Source organism: Allokutzneria oryzae (assembly GCF_042429765.1).
GTDB lineage: Bacteria > Actinomycetota > Actinomycetes > Mycobacteriales > Pseudonocardiaceae > Allokutzneria > Allokutzneria oryzae.
Genome location: NZ_JBHLZU010000023.1, coordinates 60,633 through 78,764, shown reverse-complemented (window position 1 = coordinate 78,764; position 18,132 = coordinate 60,633). Strand labels below are relative to the sequence as shown.

General features: G+C 72.7%; 22 protein-coding genes. 11 read left to right on the top strand and 11 right to left on the bottom strand.

The window, feature by feature from the left end; translation table 11 throughout:
* Positions 1 to 211: 211 nt before the first annotated feature.
* Positions 212 to 595 carry an MmcQ/YjbR family DNA-binding protein gene (locus ACFFQA_RS27220; RefSeq protein WP_377858176.1) on the bottom strand — a complete coding sequence of 128 codons (384 nt, stop codon included), beginning with the start codon at positions 593 to 595 and terminating at the stop codon, positions 212 to 214.
* A 448-nt stretch (positions 596 to 1,043) separates the two neighbouring features.
* Positions 1,044 to 1,889 (bottom strand): hypothetical protein, encoded by an 846-nt coding sequence (locus ACFFQA_RS27215; protein WP_377858173.1) that lies wholly within the window; start codon positions 1,887 to 1,889, stop codon positions 1,044 to 1,046.
* A 239-nt stretch (positions 1,890 to 2,128) separates the two neighbouring features.
* On the opposite strand from ACFFQA_RS27215, the gene ACFFQA_RS27210 reads away from it, so the two are divergent.
* Both ACFFQA_RS27210 and ACFFQA_RS27205 read left to right on the top strand, forming a co-directional pair.
* Positions 2,129 to 2,692: a hypothetical protein gene (locus ACFFQA_RS27210; protein ID WP_377858170.1), complete on the top strand. Its 564-nt coding sequence runs from the start codon at positions 2,129 to 2,131 to the stop codon at positions 2,690 to 2,692.
* A 56-nt stretch (positions 2,693 to 2,748) separates the two neighbouring features.
* Complete coding sequence (locus ACFFQA_RS27205; protein WP_377858167.1) at positions 2,749 to 3,168, top strand: pyridoxamine 5'-phosphate oxidase family protein; 420 nt, start codon at positions 2,749 to 2,751, stop codon at positions 3,166 to 3,168.
* On the opposite strand, the gene ACFFQA_RS27200 is transcribed toward ACFFQA_RS27205, so the two are convergent.
* Both ACFFQA_RS27200 and ACFFQA_RS27195 read right to left on the bottom strand, forming a co-directional pair.
* Positions 3,119 to 3,733, bottom strand: a complete 615-nt coding sequence (locus tag ACFFQA_RS27200) for a CBS domain-containing protein (RefSeq protein WP_377858164.1) — start codon at positions 3,731 to 3,733, stop codon at positions 3,119 to 3,121. The genes ACFFQA_RS27205 and ACFFQA_RS27200 overlap by 50 nt on opposite strands.
* 188 nt (positions 3,734 to 3,921) lie before the next feature.
* On the bottom strand, positions 3,922 to 4,929 hold the full coding sequence (locus ACFFQA_RS27195; protein ID WP_377858162.1) for an Acg family FMN-binding oxidoreductase: 1,008 nt from the start codon (positions 4,927 to 4,929) through the stop codon (positions 3,922 to 3,924).
* A 196-nt stretch (positions 4,930 to 5,125) separates the two neighbouring features.
* Here ACFFQA_RS27195 and ACFFQA_RS27190 point away from each other — a divergent pair, with 196 nt between their 5' ends.
* Positions 5,126 to 6,862, top strand: a complete 1,737-nt coding sequence (locus ACFFQA_RS27190; protein WP_377858159.1) for a sensor histidine kinase — start codon at positions 5,126 to 5,128, stop codon at positions 6,860 to 6,862.
* Positions 6,863 to 6,876: 14 nt separating this feature from the next.
* Here ACFFQA_RS27190 and ACFFQA_RS27185 read toward each other — a convergent pair whose 3' ends face one another.
* Positions 6,877 to 7,524 (bottom strand): response regulator transcription factor, encoded by a 648-nt coding sequence (locus tag ACFFQA_RS27185; protein ID WP_377858156.1) that lies wholly within the window; start codon positions 7,522 to 7,524, stop codon positions 6,877 to 6,879.
* Between the two features lie 246 nt (positions 7,525 to 7,770).
* Between ACFFQA_RS27185 and ACFFQA_RS27180 the strand changes: the two genes are divergently transcribed.
* Positions 7,771 to 8,232 carry a universal stress protein gene (locus ACFFQA_RS27180; RefSeq protein ID WP_377858153.1) on the top strand — a complete coding sequence of 154 codons (462 nt, stop codon included), beginning with the start codon at positions 7,771 to 7,773 and terminating at the stop codon, positions 8,230 to 8,232.
* Positions 8,233 to 8,349: 117 nt separating this feature from the next.
* Here ACFFQA_RS27180 and ACFFQA_RS27175 read toward each other — a convergent pair whose 3' ends face one another.
* Positions 8,350 to 8,583 carry an SHOCT domain-containing protein gene (locus ACFFQA_RS27175; protein WP_377858151.1) on the bottom strand — a complete coding sequence of 78 codons (234 nt, stop codon included), beginning with the start codon at positions 8,581 to 8,583 and terminating at the stop codon, positions 8,350 to 8,352.
* The gene (locus ACFFQA_RS27170) at positions 8,580 to 9,257 is read right to left on the bottom strand and encodes a DUF2267 domain-containing protein (protein ID WP_377858148.1); all 678 of its coding nucleotides are present in this window, start codon (positions 9,255 to 9,257) and stop codon (positions 8,580 to 8,582) included. The genes ACFFQA_RS27175 and ACFFQA_RS27170 overlap by 4 nt, the downstream gene beginning before the upstream one ends.
* Before the next feature lie 151 nt (positions 9,258 to 9,408).
* Between ACFFQA_RS27170 and ACFFQA_RS27165 the strand changes: the two genes are divergently transcribed.
* Positions 9,409 to 9,966, top strand: coding sequence for an Rv1733c family protein (locus ACFFQA_RS27165; protein ID WP_377858145.1), 558 nt, complete (start codon positions 9,409 to 9,411; stop codon positions 9,964 to 9,966).
* Between the two features lie 7 nt (positions 9,967 to 9,973).
* Here the strand turns inward: ACFFQA_RS27165 and gap are convergent, their stop codons facing one another.
* The 4 genes from gap to ACFFQA_RS27145 all read right to left on the bottom strand — a co-directional run bounded on the left by gap (position 9,974) and on the right by ACFFQA_RS27145 (position 13,693).
* Positions 9,974 to 10,981 (bottom strand): type I glyceraldehyde-3-phosphate dehydrogenase, encoded by a 1,008-nt coding sequence (gene gap / locus ACFFQA_RS27160; protein ID WP_377858142.1) that lies wholly within the window; start codon positions 10,979 to 10,981, stop codon positions 9,974 to 9,976.
* Positions 10,982 to 11,059: 78 nt separating this feature from the next.
* Positions 11,060 to 11,572 (bottom strand): universal stress protein, encoded by a 513-nt coding sequence (locus ACFFQA_RS27155; RefSeq protein ID WP_377858139.1) that lies wholly within the window; start codon positions 11,570 to 11,572, stop codon positions 11,060 to 11,062.
* 32 nt (positions 11,573 to 11,604) lie between these two features.
* Complete coding sequence (locus ACFFQA_RS27150) at positions 11,605 to 12,486, bottom strand: universal stress protein (protein ID WP_377858136.1); 882 nt, start codon at positions 12,484 to 12,486, stop codon at positions 11,605 to 11,607.
* 22 nt (positions 12,487 to 12,508) lie between these two features.
* Positions 12,509 to 13,693, bottom strand: coding sequence for an acetate/propionate family kinase (locus ACFFQA_RS27145; RefSeq protein WP_377858133.1), 1,185 nt, complete (start codon positions 13,691 to 13,693; stop codon positions 12,509 to 12,511).
* Between the two features lie 165 nt (positions 13,694 to 13,858).
* Between ACFFQA_RS27145 and ACFFQA_RS27140 the strand changes: the two genes are divergently transcribed.
* From ACFFQA_RS27140 to ACFFQA_RS27115, 6 genes are all read left to right on the top strand, one after another.
* Positions 13,859 to 14,266, top strand: coding sequence for an Hsp20/alpha crystallin family protein (locus ACFFQA_RS27140; RefSeq protein WP_377858130.1), 408 nt, complete (start codon positions 13,859 to 13,861; stop codon positions 14,264 to 14,266).
* Positions 14,267 to 14,400: 134 nt separating this feature from the next.
* Positions 14,401 to 15,063 carry a CBS domain-containing protein gene (locus tag ACFFQA_RS27135; RefSeq protein WP_377858127.1) on the top strand — a complete coding sequence of 221 codons (663 nt, stop codon included), beginning with the start codon at positions 14,401 to 14,403 and terminating at the stop codon, positions 15,061 to 15,063.
* The gene (locus tag ACFFQA_RS27130; protein WP_377858124.1) at positions 15,060 to 15,980 is read left to right on the top strand and encodes a universal stress protein; all 921 of its coding nucleotides are present in this window, start codon (positions 15,060 to 15,062) and stop codon (positions 15,978 to 15,980) included. The genes ACFFQA_RS27135 and ACFFQA_RS27130 overlap by 4 nt, the downstream gene beginning before the upstream one ends.
* Positions 15,977 to 16,459, top strand: coding sequence for a hypothetical protein (locus ACFFQA_RS27125; RefSeq protein ID WP_377858121.1), 483 nt, complete (start codon positions 15,977 to 15,979; stop codon positions 16,457 to 16,459). The genes ACFFQA_RS27130 and ACFFQA_RS27125 overlap by 4 nt, the downstream gene beginning before the upstream one ends.
* Positions 16,456 to 17,349 (top strand): flavodoxin domain-containing protein, encoded by an 894-nt coding sequence (locus tag ACFFQA_RS27120; protein WP_377858118.1) that lies wholly within the window; start codon positions 16,456 to 16,458, stop codon positions 17,347 to 17,349. Before ACFFQA_RS27125 ends, ACFFQA_RS27120 begins: the two co-directional genes overlap by 4 nt.
* On the top strand, positions 17,346 to 17,975 hold the full coding sequence (locus tag ACFFQA_RS27115) for a CBS domain-containing protein (protein ID WP_377858115.1): 630 nt from the start codon (positions 17,346 to 17,348) through the stop codon (positions 17,973 to 17,975). The genes ACFFQA_RS27120 and ACFFQA_RS27115 overlap by 4 nt, the downstream gene beginning before the upstream one ends.
* Positions 17,976 to 18,132: the final 157 nt, after the last annotated feature.

Here is an 18,132-nt window from a genome sequence, read left to right as displayed (position 1 = left end):
ACCCCCTGCGCGTTCATATGCACCAGCCAACCGAAATACGGCGGCCCGTGGGGCGCGACACAACATCTTCGCGCTCGCGTTCCCCGAAGAGCCCAATCTTCATTTCCCCCGAAGGGGGCAAAGCCCGTGGTTTGGGGCTAGAGAACGCGGCTTTGGCTCTATGGTCCGGAAACTTCTGCTTCCGTCAACTACCTATCGCCGCGCGCTCACTTCAGGATTCCAGGAACTGCTTGGCCAAGCGCTTGGGCGCGCGATCCAGCCACGCCTCGGTCAGCAGCTCCTCCAGCACGGGCACCTCGACCAGCTCCAGCAGGACCAGGACCGACGGGTACCCGTCGAAGTGCGGCGTGGTGAAGTACGGTTCGCCCTCGGCGAGCAACGCCTCCTTGGCGCCCAGGTCGGGAACGCGCACACCGAGGATCGGCCCCGTCGGGGCCGGGCCGCCGAGCGCTTCGAGGTCCGCCCGCCGCAACGGCCGTTCCCAGGCGAAGAGCTTGTCCTTCACCCGCCACGCGGGCAGCGCGTCGTGCGATGGTCGCTCGGTGGTCTCCGGAAGGCTCAGCGCGATCCGGCGTACGTCGTCCCAGGTGGCCATGCCCGTACCGTATGGCTCGCGGACGTCGGCGTCATCTCGTCGGGCTCGCCTCGCCGACCGCTCGTCGGGCTCGCCTCGCCGACCGCGCGCAGCGGGACGAACGGGCCCCGGGACGCCGCGTCGGTTGGCCAGGCCCTGGGACGGCGCGTCGGTTGGCCGGCGTGGTCGGGTTTTCGCGTTTTGTAGGCATATTGCGCGAAAGAGCGCTCTCATTTCGCGTTAAGCCTACAAAACGCGAAACGGGGGCACGGGGTGGTGAGGGGGCCGGGGTGGTGTGAGGGGGACGGGGTGGTGCGAAGGGGTGCGGGGGTGGTGCGAAGGGGGTGCGCGAAGCGCGAGGAGGGTTCGCCGCCAACGCGACGGGCGCTAGCGGTTTCGTTGGTGCGGCGTTTCGGCTTTCTGGCGCCGGGATCCGGGGTTCGCTGGCGCAGTAGTCCATATCGGACGGTCATCGACCTGTCTGTTGTGGACAGTGTTCCGCGCGGTGCCGCCCTGCCGGTCGGTCGGGGGATCGGTCGGGGGTGTCCGTGTGCGCGACCAGCACCGGGCAGGCGGCGTGGTGCAGCGCGCTGGTGATGACCCCGCCTTGTCCCGGCGGTGTTCCCGGACCCACGACGATCAGGTCGGAGTCGCTGATCCGGGGCACGCTCTCGTGCGGGACCCGGGTGTCCAGGCGCAGCGAGAACGGCCTCCTGGTGTCCAGGTCCGCGAGCTGGACGGCCGCGAGGTCGAGCACGATGTCCGGCGTGCTCGGCGACGGCGCTGGCCAGGCGTGCACCACCTCGATCTCCGCCCGGAACAGCCTCGCGAACTCCACCGCGCCGCGCAGCACCGCGGGGTCGTGCGGGCCGCCGTCGACCATCGCCGTGATCCGGCCGTGCCTGCCCTGCACCGCGTCGGGGCGGCCGCGGACGATCACCGTGTCGCAGCGCGCCGAGGCGATGGCGGGCACGACGAGCCTGCCGAGCCCGAAGCCGTGGTGCCGGTGCCCCCGGCACCCCAGGACCAGCAGCCGGGCGTCCTCGCTGGAGCGCAGGACGTCGGTCAGCGGCCGCTCGCTCGTCCGTCTCGTGGTGACCGCCAGCCGGGGGAAGGCCCGCGGGGCCCGGTACTGCGAGGCTTCCCCCGTGCCCAGGACCTCCAGCTCCGCGCCGCCGGTCCAGGCGATCCGGGCCGCCCACTCCAGCGCGGCCTCGCCCCAGTAGGAGCCGTCGGTGCCCACCAGGACACGGCCCGCTGCCCTCGGCGGGGCGGGGGCGGGCACCGCTGTGGCGAGGGGTGCGTGGAGGGACATGGGGACCTCCGGGGGACGGGACACCTCTGTCACTGCCCACCGCACCGCATCGGCCGCGGCGCTGCCAGGGTCGAAGTACCCGAGCGCAGGGGTCTAGTGGGGCTGTGATTCCGCGCCGTCCAGCGGTCTGCTGTCTACATGTGGAGAAGTGACCGGATCTTCTTGGAGCGCTGGGGTTCCCGGCTTCTGTAGCGGGGCCGCGCGCCACCGGTGCGGTTGAGAGGGAAGGAGACGGTGTCATGGCCGTCGGCAACGACGTGCGGTGGGCGCGGGGTGCGCCCGTGGACACGTCCGCGGTGAAGTGGCTCGCGGTCTTGCGGGTCGTCATCGGGCTGGTGTTCCTGTGGGCCTTCTTCGACAAGCTCTTCGGTCTGGGCTACGCCACCCGCCCCCAAGCCGCCTGGCTCAACGGCGGGTCGCCGACCAAGGGGTTCCTCTCGCACGTCAAGGCCGGGCCGTTCGAGTCGTTGTCGCACACGATCGCGGGCGCGTGGTGGGCCGACTGGCTGTTCATGATCGGCCTCGCCGGGATCGGCATCGCGGTGACGCTGGGCGTGGGGCTGTGGGTCTCGGCGGTGTCCGGGACGGTGATGCTGCTGTTGATGTGGGCAGCGGAATGGCCGCCCGCCCAGCTCACCTCGGCGGGCACCCCGACCGGGTCGACCAACCCGCTGCTGGACTACCACGTCGTCTACGCGCTGGTGCTGATCGTGCTCGCGGCCACCCACGCGGGCGACGCCTGGGGGCTCGGGCGGTGGTGGGGCGAGCTGGGAGCGGTGCGCCGCAACCGATGGCTGCGCTGAGGAACCCTTGTCCACTGTGGAAAGCCACCGCGCGCTTGAGGGATTGAGGAAGAACCGTGTTGGAGTCGAGGGGAACTGAGATCCTGGGGGAGCGGGAATGCCTGCGCCTTCTCGCAACGGCCCCGGTCGGGCGAGTGGTGTTCACCGACCGCGCGTTGCCCGCGGTGGCCCCGGTGAACTTCGTGCTGCACAAGGGAAAAGTGGTGTTCCGGACAGATCCCTGCGGTCAGCTCGCCGCCGGGGTTCGCAACGCCGTCGTCGCGTTCCAGGTGGACGAGTTCGACGCGTGCGCGCATTCCGGCTGGAGCGTGACGGTCATCGGCTACGCGCGCGTCGTGCGCGAGGACGCCGAGCTGTCGTCGCTGGGGCTGTGCGCGTCGGTTGGCGGCCCGCACGGCAGGTTCGTCGTGATCGTGCCCGAGATCCTCACCGGTCGCCGGATCCCCGAGCGCTGGGTTCGCGAAGAGGTCGGGTGATCTCCACCGCCCGCACGCCGGGAACCGAGCGCGCCAGCCGCCGGATGACGACCGCGCGGTCGTCGCCGTCGGCGAGGGCGTCGTCGACGGCGACGGTGACCGTCCCACCGTGGGACGTGATCTGCCAGCGGCGGTCCCCGCTGTAGTCGCGCAGCCGGGACCGCACCTCGGCGGCGATCATCAGGTCGTCGCGCACCAGGGCGCGCAACAGGTCCCGGCGGGTCACCACGCCCACCACGACGTCGCCGCAGGTGACCGGGACGCAGCGGGTGCCGTCGCCGACCAGGACGGCGGCCAGGTCGGCGACGGCGGTGTCGCGGTCGGCGCTCCACACCGGAGCCGTCATCGCCTCGCCCACCGTCGCCGGGGCGATGAGGTGGTCCCCCCGGTCGTACCGGGAGCGCAGCATGTCGTTCTCGGTGATCACACCGAGCAGGTGGCCGTGCCCGTCGACGACGGGCAGCGTGCTGAAGCCGTGCGAGGCCATCAACGCCGCGGCGGCCTGCGTCGGCGTCGTGGGGCGGACGGTGACGGCGGGGCTGGACATCAGGTCTTCTGCGCGCATCGCCTTCTCTTCTCCACCTTCTCGTCGTGAGCCCGGCCTCGTCGTGAGCCCGGCGCCGTTGCCGCGGTGGCGCGAACGCCGGCCGTGTGGCGTCCTGCGGGGCTCCCGAGCGATGGCATGACCACATCGGTCGGCAGGCCCGGCTTCGGCGCCACCCCTGGAGGGCCTGCGGGACCAGGGGACAGGTCCTACGTCGCCGTCGGCTGGGGCTGGGGCAGGAGCAGCTCGGAGACCGCCCTCCTCGGTGTCGCGGGCACGGGCGAGCCGAAGCCGATCCGCAGCACCGCCTGCGGCGCCAGCGTCGTGCCCAGCGCGTGCCGCAGCTCGCCGCGCACTTCGGGCACCTCGATCGGCTGGGACAGGAACGACACGGCGAGGCCGAGCGTGGTCGCGGTCAGCAGCAGCCGCTGCAACGCCTGTCCCGCCTGCAGCTCGGCCCGTGCGCCCTCGTGGAAGGAGCACAGCACCACGAGCAGCGGCTCGGCCTCGAAGTCCTTGCCAGGGGTTCGCTCAACGCCCTTGCCGGAGGAGAAGTCGCGCAGCACCCACTCGTCCTGCGGTTCCGGGCGCAGCCCGCCCGCGGAGATCGGGACGCCGTCGGCGCGGTCGCTGTCGTGCCCGGTCCACTCGGCGAGTTCGGTGCGAAACCGCGGGTCCGCCATCTGCTTGTGGTGGGCGCGGGTGATCAGCTTCCGCAGGGTCGCCCGCTCCTTCCGGTCGGCGAGCACGTAGAGCCAGCCGCGTTCGGCCTCGACCGCGCGGATCAGCTGGGCGCGCTGAGCCGAGGGCACCGCGGCGTCCACGAACGGACGCCGGTTGGTCCGGCGGGTGTAGACCGCCTGAAGGAGACGGGTCCGTTCGTGTGACGGCCGAGTGCGCCCCCCGTAGCGGACAACTGCCAACGGTGTGCTGCTACGTCCGTTGGGTACCAACGTTGTCAACGGGCGAATACCCGAATCCTCCAGTGAGAGCCGTAAGTTGAACAACGCGGCACCGCAGGAGATCCGGAGTTCGCGTTCCTCCGGGTCGGTCGCGGCCAGCCGCCGCCGCTCGTCGGCGTGCAGCTCGATCCGGTCCCGCTGAAGGGAGAACCGCCAGGGCTGGCTGTTGTGCACCGACGGGGCGAGCGACGCCAGCCGCAGCGCCCTGCCGACCTCGGTCGCGGTCAGACCCAGTGCTGGTGTCACCTCGGCCATGATCACGCACCTCATCGTCGCCGTCGCCAACCGTTCCGGTTCAACGATGCGCTTACTCCAACAGAGCAGGACACGGGCGAAAGTCCCTTCGTACCAGGGAAGTACTCCACCCGTGATGATTCTTGGCTGTCCCTGCGGGGCATGCCAGGCTACGTTGCACACCTCCGAACATGATCATCGAAAGGTCAGCGCCGCCATGTCTGACGAGTCCGATCTCGCGAACGGTGGAGTCGTTGCGTCCTCGCCGCCGACCACCGGTCTTGCGGGGCTCCGCCTTGACGAGCTGCTCAAGGAGGTCCAGGACCGGCTCGTGGAGATCGTCAAGACCCGGGACCGCCTGCAGGGCCTGCTGGACGCGGTGCTGGCCGTCGGCACCGGGCTGGAGCTGGACTCGACGCTGCAGCGCATCGTGCAGGCCGCCGTGGACCTCGTCGACGCCCGCTACGGGGCGTTGGGCGTGCTGGGCAAGCGCGAGGGCCTGTCGGAGTTCGTCTACGTCGGCGTCAGCGCCGAGCAGCGGGCGAAGATGGGCCACCTGCCTGAGGGGCGCGGCCTGCTCGGCCTGCTGATCGAGCACCCCAAGGTGATCCGCCTGCCGGACCTGGGGAAGCACTCCGCCTCGGTGGGTTTCCCGCCCAACCACCCACCGATGAGCAGCTTCCTCGGTGCTCCGGTGCGCGTGCGCGACGAGGTGTTCGGCAACCTCTACATGACCGAGAAGCAGGGCGACGCCGAGTTCACCGCCGAGGACGAGGTGGTGCTGCAGGCGCTGGCCGCCGCGGCGGGCGTGGCGATCGAGAACGCGCGCCTGTTCGAGCAGGGGCGGATGCGCCAGCGGTGGCTGGAGGCCTCCTCGGAGATCAGGGCCGAGCTGCTGGCCGGAGCCTCCACCAGCGACGCGCTGCGGCTGGTCGCCCAGCGCGCCACGGAGCTGTCCCAGGCCGACAGCGTGCTGGTGCTGCTCGCCGAGGAATCGGGCACCGACCGGCTCACCGTGCACACCGGCGCCGGGGAGCGCAGTGCCCTGCTGACCGGCTCGACCTTCGCCGTGACCGCCCCGGCGATCGAGGAGGTCTTCCGCTCCGGCGGTACCAAGCTGGTGCCCGACCTCGCGGAGGTGCTCGACGGCGAGCTTGGCGTGCACGCGGCGATGCTCGGTCCCGCGTTGGCCGTGCCGCTGCGCACCGCGGCCGGGGTCAGCGGGGTGCTGCTCGCGGTGCGGGACAAGGACGGGCAGCAGTTCGAGCCCGAGCAGGTGCCGGTGCTGGCCTCCTTCGCCGATCAGGCGGCGCTGGCGCTGGAGGCGGCGGAGACCCAACGCGCCCAGCGGCTGCTGGACGTGCTCGCCGACCGAGACCGGATCGCCAGGGACATGCACGACCTGGTGATCCAGCGGCTGTACTCCTCGGGGATGAGCCTGCAGGGCATGCTGCGCCTGGTGAACCTGCCCGAGGCCCGCGCGCGCATCCAGAAGGTCGTCGAGCAGCTCGACGAGACCGTTCGCGACATCCGGACCTCGATCTTCGACCTGCACACCACGGGTGAGGACAACCCGGACAGCCTGCGCCGCCGGCTGCTGGACGTGGTCGCCGAGGCGGCGGCGGGCACCGACATAGCGCCGTCGGTGCGGATGGCGGGCGCGGTGGACACCCTGGTGCCGCCGCACGTCGCCGAGCACGCCGAGGCCGTGGTCCGGGAGGGTGTGAGCAACGCGGTGCGGCACGCGAACGCCTCGGCGATCACCGTGACCGCCGAGGCCGCGGAGGACTTCGTGCTTGAGGTGGTCGACAACGGGGTCGGCATCCCGAACGGGGTCGCCCGCAGCGGGCTGGCCAACGTCGAGTACCGGGCCAAGGTCTGCAACGGCTGGGCCGCCGTCGCCGAGCAGCCGGGCGGTGGGACCCGGCTCACCTGGCGCGTGCCGCTGTCCTGACCCCGACGCGGCGGTCAGTTCGCGCCCGGCTTGTTCCTCAGTTCGGTGGCCAGCACCGCGACCTGCGTCCTGCGGGACATGCCGAGCTTGGCGAGCAGGTGCGAGACGTAGTTCTTCACCGTCTTCTCCGCCAGGAACATCCGCGCGGCGATCTGCCGGTTGGTCAGCCCTTCACCGATCAGCTCCAGCACGGTGCGCTCCTGGTCCGACAGCTCCCGCAGCGGGTCGACGGTCTCCTGCTGGCGGCGGATCCGGTTCAGCAGGGCCGTGGTCGCCCTGGTGTCCAGCAGCGACTGGCCCGCTGCCACCGTGCTGATCGCGGTGACCAGGTCTCCGCCGAGCACCTGTTTGAGCACGAAACCGGACGCCCCCGCCATGATCGCGTCGAAGAGGGCCTCGTCGTCGCCGAAGGAGGTCAGCATCAGGCAGTTCAGCTCGGGCAGCCGCGACCGCAGCTCCCGGCACAGCTGGACGCCGTCGCCGTCGGGCAGCCGCACGTCGAGCACCGCGACGTCCGGGGCGCACGCGGGGACCCTGGCCAGCGCCTCGGCCACCGAGGCCGCCTCGCCGACGACCTCGAACTCCGGCTCGGACTCCAGCAGGTCGGCGATCCCGCGCCGGACGATCTCGTGGTCGTCGACGAGGAACACGCGTGTGGACATCCCGCTAACCTCCGCGTCGGGCATGGGTCCTTCCCCCAGCACGGTACTCAGCGAGGCAACCGCGGGCAGCGCCCGTTCGGTCCGGGGAAGTGGGGCCGAAAGACCCTGGCGTCGCGGGCGGTCCGGCCTCTTCGTCCTTTGTGGACGTTACTTGTGGCGCGACGGCCCATGACTTGGTGCCCTGTCGGCGCAGGGCCGAGCGGAGCAGACTGGGCGAGCATCGCTGTACGGGAGAAGGTGAGCAGAATGGCCGAGCGGCGACGGGCTCCGATCGTCGTGGGTATCGACGGCAGCGAGACCGGGCGGCACGCGCTGGAGTGGGCGCTGACCGAGGCGCGGCTGCACCAGCGGCCGGTGCAGGTCGTGCACGTGTGGGCCTACGAGCCGGTCAACGACGTGCTGCTGAGCTCCAGCAGGCAGATACACCGGGAGTCCCGCGAGCTGGTCCGGCGCGAGATCGCGCGGGTCACCGAGGGAATGGACGAGCTGCCCACCATCACCCAGGCGAGCATTCCCGGCTATCCCGCCGGGGTGCTGACCGAGGTGTCGGAGAACGCCGCGATGCTGGTCGTGGGGAGGCACCGGGGCGGGGTGCTGCGCCAAGCACTGGTCGGGTCGGTGAGCTCGGCGTGCGTGCGGCGCGCGCTGTGCCCGGTGATCGTGATCCCGGCCGCGCCGCGCCGCCGCACCAACACGGTCGAGATCTGACGAGGGCTCCGAGGCGCGCCGACCTGGTCCGGGCGCCCGCGGCAGGGGGCGGTGAGCGCCTGCGCCTGACTTGCCCGTTCCGCCGACGCGCGCCGCAGGGAGCGCGTCGGCGGCTGGTCACTGCCGGAGCGTGCTCCTGCGGCGCTGGTACTCCTCCTGGTCGATCTCACCACGGGCGAGCCGTTCGGCGAGGATGCGCTCCGCCTCGGTCTGCCTGGGACGGACGAACCTCGGGTGCCGCAGCGCCGTGAGGATGACCGCGAGCACACTGCCCCAGAACAGCAGCATCATCACGATCATGAACAGCAGGCCCGTCCAGTTCCAGCCGGAGACGGCGTACCACGGGGTCACGGTGCCACTTCCTCGCCGGCTTCCCTGGGCTCGGGAGGTCCCGCCGCGAGCAGGATCTGCCGCGCCTTGCGCGCCGCGTGCGCCACGCACCCGTCCTCGGCGGGCTCCAGCGGCGCGATCGTCGTGTCGATGCCACGGGCGAGCATCCGCAACGCCTCGGCGAGCGTCCGGACGTCGTTCTCCAGGCGCGCGATGCGGTCCTGGGTGCCCGGCGCGCGGGGGGTGTCCGTGGCCGGCTGGGCCTCCTCGGGGCCAGGATCGACCAGGACGCGGACGCCCTTGGGCAGCTGGCCCAGCACGTGGTCGAAGGTGCCCGGCGAGAGCAGCGACCGCAGCGCGCGGGAGATCCCGGCCAGCACGTCGGCGGCCCGCACGGTGGACACCCGGGCGCCGAGGACGAACTCGGTGACGAACTCCGTGCCGTTCTGCGCGGTCGGCACCCGGCTCGGGTCCCAGCCCTCGTAGAACATGCCGCGGAGCAGCTCCGGCAGCTGTGCGGCGAGGTTGGCCGTGGTGCCGACGCTGAGGTGGTCGCGGACGGCGTGCAGCCAGGCTCGGGTGCAGCGGTAGGTGAGATGGGAGTCCGTGGTCCCCAGCTGTTCCGCGATCGCGGCGAGCCACTGGTGCGCGGTGTGTTCGGCGTGGGCGAAGCTGGTCGGCCGATGGGTGGTCATGGTGCTCTCCTGTCGTTGTCCCTCCGGGGCCAAGCCTCCTGTGACCTGATGTGGTCGCTACAGGGCACAAGGACCCTTGGTGCCGGACGAAGTCCGGGAAACCCTTGGCATGTCCGGTAACCCTGCCGAGGGAGGCGTGATGTGGCGCTTGATGCGGAGAATGGGACTCGACCGCAACCCGATGCGCCGGTTCTCCGACCGCGTGGAGAGCGCGGTGCTGGTGCTCGTCGTCATCTGCATGCTGGGCGCGGTTCCGTTGGCGCTGCTGGCCGGGACGGTGACGCACGACCGGCTGCGGGCGGCGGCGTCGGAACTGCGCAGCACCACGGCGGTGCTGGAGCAGGACGCCCCGGTGCCGGTGGTCAGCTCCGAGCTGGTCACCACGACGTCGCAGGCACGGGCGCTCGGCACCTGGATCACCGCCGACGGGTCACCGCGCAGTGGTGAGGTCTTCACCCGGTCCGGAGCGACCGCCGGGAGCAGCGTCGTGGTGTGGCTCGACCCGGAAGGGACGCCGGTGCGGCCACCGCTGGACGCGTCGGAGCTCGTGCTCATGGCGGTGCTGGTGACACTGGGGGTCCTGGCCGCGGCCGAGGCCGCGGCCGGGCTGTTCTACGTCACGGTGCGAGCGGTGCTCGACCGCGGGCGACTGGCATCGTGGGAGGACGAGTGGGAAAGAGTCGCGGGTGACTGGACGCGCCGTCGCTGAGGGGTGCTCAGCCACCCGGCAACAGCCTGCCCGCCAGGTCCACCAGGCGGTTGGCGTAGCCCCATTCGTTGTCGTACCACCCGAACACCTTGGCCAGCTTCCCCCTGGCCTGGGTCATCGTCGCGTCGAAGACGCACGAGGCCGGGTCCCCGACGACGTCGGTGGAGACGATCGGTTCGGTGTTGTGGCGCAGCACCCCGGACATCCAGGTGTCGGCGGCGACCCGGAACGCCTCGTTGATCTCGGCGATCGAGACGGGGGAGCTGAGCTCCGCGGTGAGGTCGGTCAGCGAGCCGTCCACCACCGGAGCGCGCACCGCGAGACCGCCGATGCGGCCGGTGCACGTCGGGACGACCGAGTCGATCGCCGCCGCCGCGCCGGTGCGGGTGGGCACCAGGTTGATCGCGGCCGACCGGCCCCTGCGCGGGTCGGGGTGCACCCCGTCGAGCAGGAGCTGCCCGGCGGTGTAGCTGTGGATGGTGGTCACCAGCCCGTTGTGGACACCGAAGTTGCGGTTGAGCACCTCGACCATCGGCGCGAGGCAGTTGGTGGTGCAGGAGGCGGCCGAGACGACGTCGTGGCCGAGCGGGTCGTAGTCGCCGTCGTTGACCCCGACGACCACCATGGCGTCGCAGTCCGCGCTCGGCGCGGTGACCAGCACCTTGGTGGCGCCCGCGATCAGGTGCTCGGCCGCGGCGGAGCGGTTGCGGAAGCGGCCGGTGGCCTCCAGGACGACGTCGGCGTGCACCGACTTCCAGTCGACCTCGGCGGGCTGCGCCGCGGCGGAGACCCGGATCGGCTGGTCCTCCACGATCATGGTCCAGTCGTCGTGCTCGACCCGCCGGTCCCACACCCCGTAGGTCGAGTCGTGCCGCAGCAGGTACGCCAGCGTCGAGACCGGGGCGATGTCGTTGACCGCGACCACCTCGATGCCGGACCCGGTGGCGTCGGTGACACACCGCAGGAACGCCCGCCCGATTCTGCCGAATCCGTTGATCCCTACTCGCACGGTCATCGCGGCCTCCTAGAAGTGTTGTGCGCCAACGAGTTTCGTGGTCTCATGGCGCCGCCTCCAGAGGCGGTCGGGGCGATGTCAGTGGGTCGAAGGGCCCGCGGCGAGCCGCTGTTCGTCCTCGCCGAGGCGGCGTGTGACACCCGGCGGCAGCACCAGCACGGGGCAGAGGGAGTCGCGGACGCACGCCAACGCGACCGAGCCGATCAGGGCGGTGACCAGGTAGCCGCGTCCGTGGCTGCCCAGCACGAGCAGCCGCGCGTGCGCGGAGGCGTCGGCGAGCACCATGCCGGGTGGCCCGGGGACCAGCTCCGCGCGGACCTCGACCTCGGGCAGCCCGCTGGTGCCGCGCTCGACCGCCTCGGCCAGTGTCTCGCGCAGGCCGCGTTGCTCGGCCTCGGAGACGGACTGCTCCAGCACCGGCAGCGGCACGCTCGACGGTGCGACGGCGTAGGGCTGCCACGCCATGATCGCCGAGACCGAGGTTCCTGCGCGATGCGCCTCGGACACGGCCCAGCGCAGTGCCTGCACGCTGAACTCGGAGCCGTCGATCCCGACCACGATGGGTTTGGCGGGCTTGGCCTCCTGCGACATGGCGATCCTCTCCTCGGCGGGTGAGCGGTGGGTCAGGTGATGCGGGTGACGGCGACCGGGCAGCCCGCCGCGCCGACCAGGCGCTCGACGAGCGGCTGCACCCCGCGCCGCGCGGCTCGGCGGCGGATCCGGCCCAGGACCAGCAGCCGGGCCGCGCCGCTGGCGCGCGCCAGCGCCTTGCCCGCCGGGCCGTGGAAGACCGCGCGGCGCACCGGGACACCGGGGTTGGCGTGCTGCCAGTGCTCCAGGACGCGTTGCAGGTAGCCGTACTCCGGCGGCAGCGGGGTGAGCCGCACCTCCTGGGTCCGGTCGTCGATGTAGGAGTCGGCGTCGGCGGTCGTGGCGGCGTGCACCGCGGCCAGCGGCCAGTCGTGCTCGCGCGCCTCGGCGAAGCCCAGCCGCAGCACGGCCGCCGTCGCCGGGGACGGCGTCACGCCGAGCACGACGTGTCCGGGGAACGGCGGGTCGACGGGTTCCGGCGCGGGCGGCGGCACGACGATCACCGTGCTGTCGGCCTGGTTGAGCACCCGGCTGGTGGTCGAGCCGAGCCACCGCGCGATCAGCCGGTCGGTCTCGCCCACTCCCACGACCAGGACGTCACCGGGGCTCACCAGCTCCGCCAGGGCAGCGCCTGCCGGTCCCTCCAGCAGCTCCGCCCGCAGCTGGTGCGCCGGCAGCGTCGCGGCGGCACGTTCCCACGCGTCGGCGACCACCCGCTCGGCGGCGACGGTCGGCCGCGCGCCGAGCGAGACGATCGGCGTCACCGACCCCGTCGGCGCGGTCGCCTCCCGGGGCGACTGCCAACAGTGCCGGATGTCCAGGACCGCGCCGTGCACGCGGGCCTGCTCGGCGGCGAACGCCAACGCGCGCCAACCCGATGACCGCCCGTCCACCCCGACGACCACTCGATTCACCACTGAGTCCTCCACTGCGCCACTACGCGGATCTGCTTGCCTGTGCCTGCTGTCCCGCCGGGTACGACAGCCTCGGCCGGTCCGTGGGACCGGTGCGGACGCGGGCCCGCAGCACGCTCCGGGTCTGCGCGGCGATCTCGATGTCCTCCCGTGCCCGCACGACCACCACGCGCACCTGCGCCGTGGCGGGGGAGATCTCCCCGTCGGCGCCTCGGACCGTCGTGGTGTTGACCAGCTCGTCCACGGCGACGCCGAGCCAGGCGAGGCGGTGAGCGGCCTCGGCGCGCAGCTCGGCGGAGTTCTCCCCGATCCCGCCGGTGAACACCAGCAGGTCCAAGCCGTTCATCGCCGCAGCCATCCCCGCGACGGAGGCGCACAGCCGGTGCAGGTACACGTCGACGGCCTGGGCGCAGCGCTCGTCGCCCTCGGCCCGCCGCCGCAGCACCGCGCGCATGTCGGCGGTCCCGGCCAGCGCGAGCAGCCCGGACTGGTGGCCGAGACCGTCGGCGACCTGGGCGCGGGTCAGGCCCCTGCCGTCGAGCAGCCACAGCACGAGGCCGGGGTCCAGCGAACCGCACCGGGTGCCCTGGACCAGCCCGTCGACGGGGGTGAACCCCATCGTGGTGTCCACGCAGCGACCGCCGAGCACCGCGGCGAGCGACGCTCCCGAGCCGAGGTGGCAGATCACGGTCCTGGTGGTGGAGCTGTCGATCCCCAGGACCTCGGGGGCGCGGCGCGCGGCGTAGCCGTGCGACAGGCCGTGGAAACCGAAGCGCCGCAGGCCGAACCGCTCACACCAGGCGCGCGGCAGCGGGTACCTGGCCGCCTCGGCGGGGAGGTCGTGGTGGAAGGCGGTGTCGAAGCAGGCGACGGCGGGCAGACCGGGGCAGTGGCGGCGCACGATGTCCACGGCCGCCAGCGCCGGCGGCTGGTGCAGCGGCGCGAGGTCGGCGAGGCCGAGCAGGTCGGCGCGCACCCGGTCGGTGATCTCGGTGGCGGTGGCGCGGGTGGGGCCGCCGTGCACGATCCGGTGGCCGACGGCGGCGGCAGCGGGCGCCTGCGCCAGCGCGGCGGGCAGCCCGGCGAGACCGCCGTCCTCCGGCGCGCGCAGCTCCCGCCGCCACGGCACGCCGCCGTCACGGGTGACCGCAGCCAGCTTGATACTGCTGGACCCCACGTTGACGGTCAGGATCGGCTCCGCGCACATGGCCCCACGGTGGCCGCCCGCCCTCGGACCGGGAAACCGCCCAGTGACCCCAGTGGGCAGGGACTTTCGGCTCCTGAGCTGGAGAACTCGGGCTCTCGCGCCCCGGTGCCGCACGGGGGTGTCCTAGAAGGGCCGAAACGGATCGAGCGAAGGGAGAGGGTCTCGATGACGGCGATCGTGCGTCGGAGTGGCCAGTCGATGTTCCCCGAGCTGTTCGAGTGGCTCGACGGGGGCTGGCCGTTCGGTACGCATCCGGTGCACGTCGAGGAGTACTTCGAGGACTCCGTGTACGTGCTGCGCGCCGAGCTGCCGGGTCTCGACCCCGAGCGGGAGATCGAGGTTACGGCGAACGACGGCATGCTCCTCATCGCGGCGCACCGCGAGGAGGACAAGCGCGACAAACAGCGCAGCGAGTTCCGCTACGGCAGCTTCACCAGGACTGTGCGGCTGCCGGAGGGCGCGGACCTGAGCCAGGTCAAGGCCGGCTACACCAACGGGATCCTGGAGGTGCGGATCCCGGTGCAGCACCCGAAGGAGCCGCACCGCATCCCGGTGACGGCGGCCGAGAGCTGAGGGTCCGCGAGGGGGCCGGTGTCCCGACTCACCGGCCCCCTTCCCACCGGGCCCACCCCAGAACCAGGACCTGGCCGCCGGGCCGACCCGCCGCTCGGAGTCCGAAGTGGACAGATCGTCTCCAGGAGGCGGACATGCGCGAACCGACTGTGCGCTCGGTGATGAGCACCGACGTGGTCACCGTGACCCCCAGGACCCCGTTCACCCACGCCGCCGCCCTGATGATCAGACACGGCGTCAGCGCGCTCGCCGTGGTCAACGAGGCCGGGGTGCTGATCGGCGTGGTCTCCGACACCGACCTGCGCCTCAGGGAGAGCCACCGCGAGGAAGGGGGCTCCGTGCTCGACCGGTGGCTCCAGCGGCACTCGCGGCGGCGCGCCGCCGCCCGCACCGCCGGCGGGGCGATGACCCCGAGGCCGGCCACCATCGACGCCGGTCTCGGCCTGAGCACGGCGGCGGCGCTGCTGAACCGGTCGGGGCTGCGACGCGTGTTCGTCGTCGACGACGCGGGCCGCCCCATCGGTGTCCTCGCACTGCGGGACCCGGTTCGACCGCTCCCGCGCACCGACGCCGAGCTGGCCGAGGAGCTGCGCGAGGTCCTCCAGCGACCGCCGCTGGCCGGTGCGCACAGCCCCCGGGTGCGCGTGCGCGACGGGGTGGCCACCCTCTTCGGCCGGGTCCACCGGCGCAGCGACGCCCAGCTCGCCGTCGCGCTGACCGCGGCGATGCCGGGGGTCGTGGACGTGCGGGACGAGCTGGAGTACGTGCTCGACGACCTCGCGGGGAGCCCGCGATGATCCGGAAGGGCGTGCGCAGACCGGTGGTGGCCGGGGTCTCGCCGTTCCTCGACCGCAGACCCGTCGTCGGCTGGGCGGCCAGCGAGGCCGTGCGGCGCGGGCTGCCGCTGCGCCTGGTCCACGTCTGCCAGGACCTGCGCTGGTTCGGACTGTCCAGAGTGGACCGGCTCTCCGGCAGGGAGGAGTGCTACGGGCTGCGCGCCCAGGGCGAGGCGGTGCTGCGCGAGGTCGCAGCGGCCGTCCGGCTCACCCATCCCGACCTGGAGGTCAGCGCGACGCTGGCGACGGGCGAGCCCGCCGCCGTGCTGGCCGCCGAGTCGCGCGGGGCCGAGCTGGTCGTCGTCGGCACCCACGACCAGGGCCGCTTCGCCGACCTGGTGCTCGGGTCGGTGGCGCGCGAGGTGATCCTGCGGTCGGCGGCGCCGGTGGTGACCGTGCCGCAGCTGGACCGGCCGGCCCGCGTCGGCGAGGGCCCGGTGGTCGTCGGCGTCGACGGCACCGAGGTCTCACAGGCGGCGCTGGAGTTCGGGCTGGAGGAGGCCTCGCGCACCGGCGTGCAGCTCTACGCGGTGCACTGCTGGCTCACCCCGCCGGACCGGGCGGACCGCCCCCTCATCCGCGACGAGGAGCGCCGGGTGCTCGCCGAAGCCCTCGCCGGGGTCGGCGAGCACCACCCGGACGTGCGGGTGGTGCCGGTGCTCTCCGGCGCCGACCCGGCCGAGGAGCTGCTGTGCCGCTCGCGGGTGGCCTCGCTGGTGGCGGTCGGCTCGCGCGGCAGGAGGCCGCTGGCCGCCGCGGTGCTGGGCTCGGTCAGCCGGGACGTGGTCCGGCACTCGTGCTGCCCGATCGCCGTGGTCTGCCCGGGACCGCCCACCCCGCGGATCCCGAAGGCGCGGACGGCCGAGGGCGTGCGGTGAGCTCCCACGCGCTGTGGGCGGTCCCGCTCGTGGCGGGCGCGCTGGGCGTGATCCCGGCCGGACCCACCACAGTGGACGGTCACGGCGACGACCCGCCTGGGACGGCGACGCCGGACCTTCTCGCGGTGCGCGGGCTCGCCGACCCTCCGGAACCGGTGCTGCCGTTGCAGGGGGTGGCGGCCTCGGTCAGCGCGAACGTCGAGGCAGGACCACGCGGTCTGGCTGCGGTCCGTGGACGTGCCCCACGGCCCGGTCAGAGGCCCGAGCAGGTCGAGGCCGTCCTCGACCTGCTCGGTGTCCTCGGTCTCCAGGACCCGCCGGGGGAGTCCGTCGCCTTCCAAGCCGGGCTGCGCCCAGCGGCGCTGGGCGCGCTCCGGTCGCGCGGTCACGTCCTCGCCATGACCAGCAACGGCGTCAACGACGGTCCCGCGCCGCTGGCCGCCGACGCGGCGGACAGAGCCCTGCGGGGCAAACGATGACGAAGGCTCTGGTGACCTACACCGGCAGGCGCGGCGCGGTGGTGGAGATCGCCGATGAGGTCGCGACGGTGCTGCGCGGCAAGGGCCACGAGGTCGATCTGCTGCCGGTGCACCGGGTCCGCGACCTGCGGCCCTACCGCGTGGTCGTGCTGGGCAGCGCCGTGTACGCGGGCAGGTGGAGCACCGCGGCGGCGCGGTTCCTGCGCCACAACGTCAGTGCGCTGAGCGTTCGCCAGGTGTGGCTGTTCGCCTGCGGTCCACTCAGGACGGACCCGGATCTGTTGCCCACCAAGGTGGACATGCTCGTGCGGAGCATCGGGGCGGCCGACCCGGTGGTCTTCGGCGGTGCCGCGCGGACCGCGGGCGACTCGGCGGTGCCGTGGAGGTGGCACTCCCAGCTCGCCGGTGACCACCTCGACCGGAAGCGGATCGTCGACTGGGCGCGCGAGATCGCCCGCCGGGCCGAGGACGCGCAGCCACCGCCCGAACCACCCAGGCGTCCTCAGTGGACGGACGAGGTGGCCGCCGTGACCGGTGTGGTGTTCCTGCTGGCCTCCTTCACCAACCTCTGCGTGATCCTGCTGGCCCCGCGCCAGTACGTGACGATCGCGGAGTGGGCGGGCGCGCCGGAGTGGGTGCGCGAGGTCTGGACGGCGACAGCGGGCACGTACCCGTGGTTCTGGATGACGCTGGTCGCCGTCTACCAGCTCGTCGTCGGCGCCTTCGCCCTGTCCGGCTCCCGGCGGCTGCTCGGGCTCGCCGGAGCCGCGTTGTTCCACGTCGGCCTGCTCGCTCTGGGCTTGTGGCTCTACGCCGCCCCCGTGCTCGTCCTGCTCCTGGCCGCGCTGTGGAGCGCCGCGAAACCACCACCCGAGAAGGAGAAGCCATGAGGGCACGCGACATCATGACCAACCCGGTGATCTGCGTCCGGCCGGGGACCTCCGTCCGCGAGGCCGCGCAGGTCCTGACCCGGCACCGCTTCGCCGCCCTGCCGGTGCTCGACGACGACTCCCGGCTGATCGGCATCGTCGCCGAGTCCGACCTGATCCGGAACCGGATCCCCGCCGACCTCCGCGGGAACATCTGGGAGGCCGACGACGACGTGGAACGAGAGGCCCCGCCGGGCACGGTCGGCGAGGTGATGACCGAGACGGTGGTCGCGATGACCCCGGGCGCGGACGTCGCCGACATCGCCGAGCACATGCTGGAGCACCACGTCCGCAGCATGCCGATCGTCGACGGCTCGCGGGTCATCGGCATCGTCAGCAGGCAGGACGTGCTCAGGACGATGGTGCGCACCAACGACGCGGTCGCGGCCGACGTCCGCCGCCACCTCCGCGCCTACGCCTCAAGCTGGGGCTCCTGGGAGGTCAGCGCCGCCGAGGGCGTGGTGACCGTGCACGCCGAGCTGCCCCCCGACGACGGCGACGACACGACCAAGCGCGTGGTGATCGCGCTCGCCAGGGCGGTGCCAGGCGTCAGCCGGGTGCACGTGGAGCCCCGGAACGGCGAGTGAACCGCGCCCCGGCACGGCCGCTGCCCACCACCGCCGCCCCTCCACCGAGCCCGCGTCCCTCCGCCATCCCACCACCGCGCACCTCCGCGCCCCTCCGCCACCCCACCACCGCCGCCCCTCCACCGAGCCCGCGTCCCTCCGCCATCCCACCACCGCC

What these genes read in the sequence shown, in the direction of transcription:
- ACFFQA_RS27115 (WP_377858115.1), top strand. Translation starts at nt 17,346, where the DNA reads ATGAGGGCACGCGACATCATGACCAACCCGGTGATCTGCGTCCGGCCG.
- ACFFQA_RS27120 (WP_377858118.1), top strand. Translation starts at nt 16,456, where the DNA reads ATGACGAAGGCTCTGGTGACCTACACCGGCAGGCGCGGCGCGGTGGTG.
- ACFFQA_RS27140 (WP_377858130.1), top strand. Translation starts at nt 13,859, where the DNA reads ATGACGGCGATCGTGCGTCGGAGTGGCCAGTCGATGTTCCCCGAGCTG.
- ACFFQA_RS27135 (WP_377858127.1), top strand. Translation starts at nt 14,401, where the DNA reads ATGCGCGAACCGACTGTGCGCTCGGTGATGAGCACCGACGTGGTCACC.
- ACFFQA_RS27170 (WP_377858148.1), bottom strand. Translation starts at nt 9,257, where the DNA reads ATGACCACCCATCGGCCGACCAGCTTCGCCCACGCCGAACACACCGCG.
- ACFFQA_RS27145 (WP_377858133.1), bottom strand. Translation starts at nt 13,693, where the DNA reads ATGTGCGCGGAGCCGATCCTGACCGTCAACGTGGGGTCCAGCAGTATC.
- ACFFQA_RS27200 (WP_377858164.1), bottom strand. Translation starts at nt 3,733, where the DNA reads ATGCGCGCAGAAGACCTGATGTCCAGCCCCGCCGTCACCGTCCGCCCC.
- ACFFQA_RS27215 (WP_377858173.1), bottom strand. Translation starts at nt 1,889, where the DNA reads ATGTCCCTCCACGCACCCCTCGCCACAGCGGTGCCCGCCCCCGCCCCG.
- ACFFQA_RS27220 (WP_377858176.1), bottom strand. Translation starts at nt 595, where the DNA reads ATGGCCACCTGGGACGACGTACGCCGGATCGCGCTGAGCCTTCCGGAG.
- ACFFQA_RS27190 (WP_377858159.1), top strand. Translation starts at nt 5,126, where the DNA reads ATGTCTGACGAGTCCGATCTCGCGAACGGTGGAGTCGTTGCGTCCTCG.
- ACFFQA_RS27185 (WP_377858156.1), bottom strand. Translation starts at nt 7,524, where the DNA reads ATGTCCACACGCGTGTTCCTCGTCGACGACCACGAGATCGTCCGGCGC.
- ACFFQA_RS27165 (WP_377858145.1), top strand. Translation starts at nt 9,409, where the DNA reads ATGCGGAGAATGGGACTCGACCGCAACCCGATGCGCCGGTTCTCCGAC.
- gap (WP_377858142.1), bottom strand. Translation starts at nt 10,981, where the DNA reads ATGACCGTGCGAGTAGGGATCAACGGATTCGGCAGAATCGGGCGGGCG.
- ACFFQA_RS27210 (WP_377858170.1), top strand. Translation starts at nt 2,129, where the DNA reads ATGGCCGTCGGCAACGACGTGCGGTGGGCGCGGGGTGCGCCCGTGGAC.
- ACFFQA_RS27180 (WP_377858153.1), top strand. Translation starts at nt 7,771, where the DNA reads ATGGCCGAGCGGCGACGGGCTCCGATCGTCGTGGGTATCGACGGCAGC.
- ACFFQA_RS27195 (WP_377858162.1), bottom strand. Translation starts at nt 4,929, where the DNA reads ATGGCCGAGGTGACACCAGCACTGGGTCTGACCGCGACCGAGGTCGGC.
- ACFFQA_RS27155 (WP_377858139.1), bottom strand. Translation starts at nt 11,572, where the DNA reads ATGTCGCAGGAGGCCAAGCCCGCCAAACCCATCGTGGTCGGGATCGAC.
- ACFFQA_RS27130 (WP_377858124.1), top strand. Translation starts at nt 15,060, where the DNA reads ATGATCCGGAAGGGCGTGCGCAGACCGGTGGTGGCCGGGGTCTCGCCG.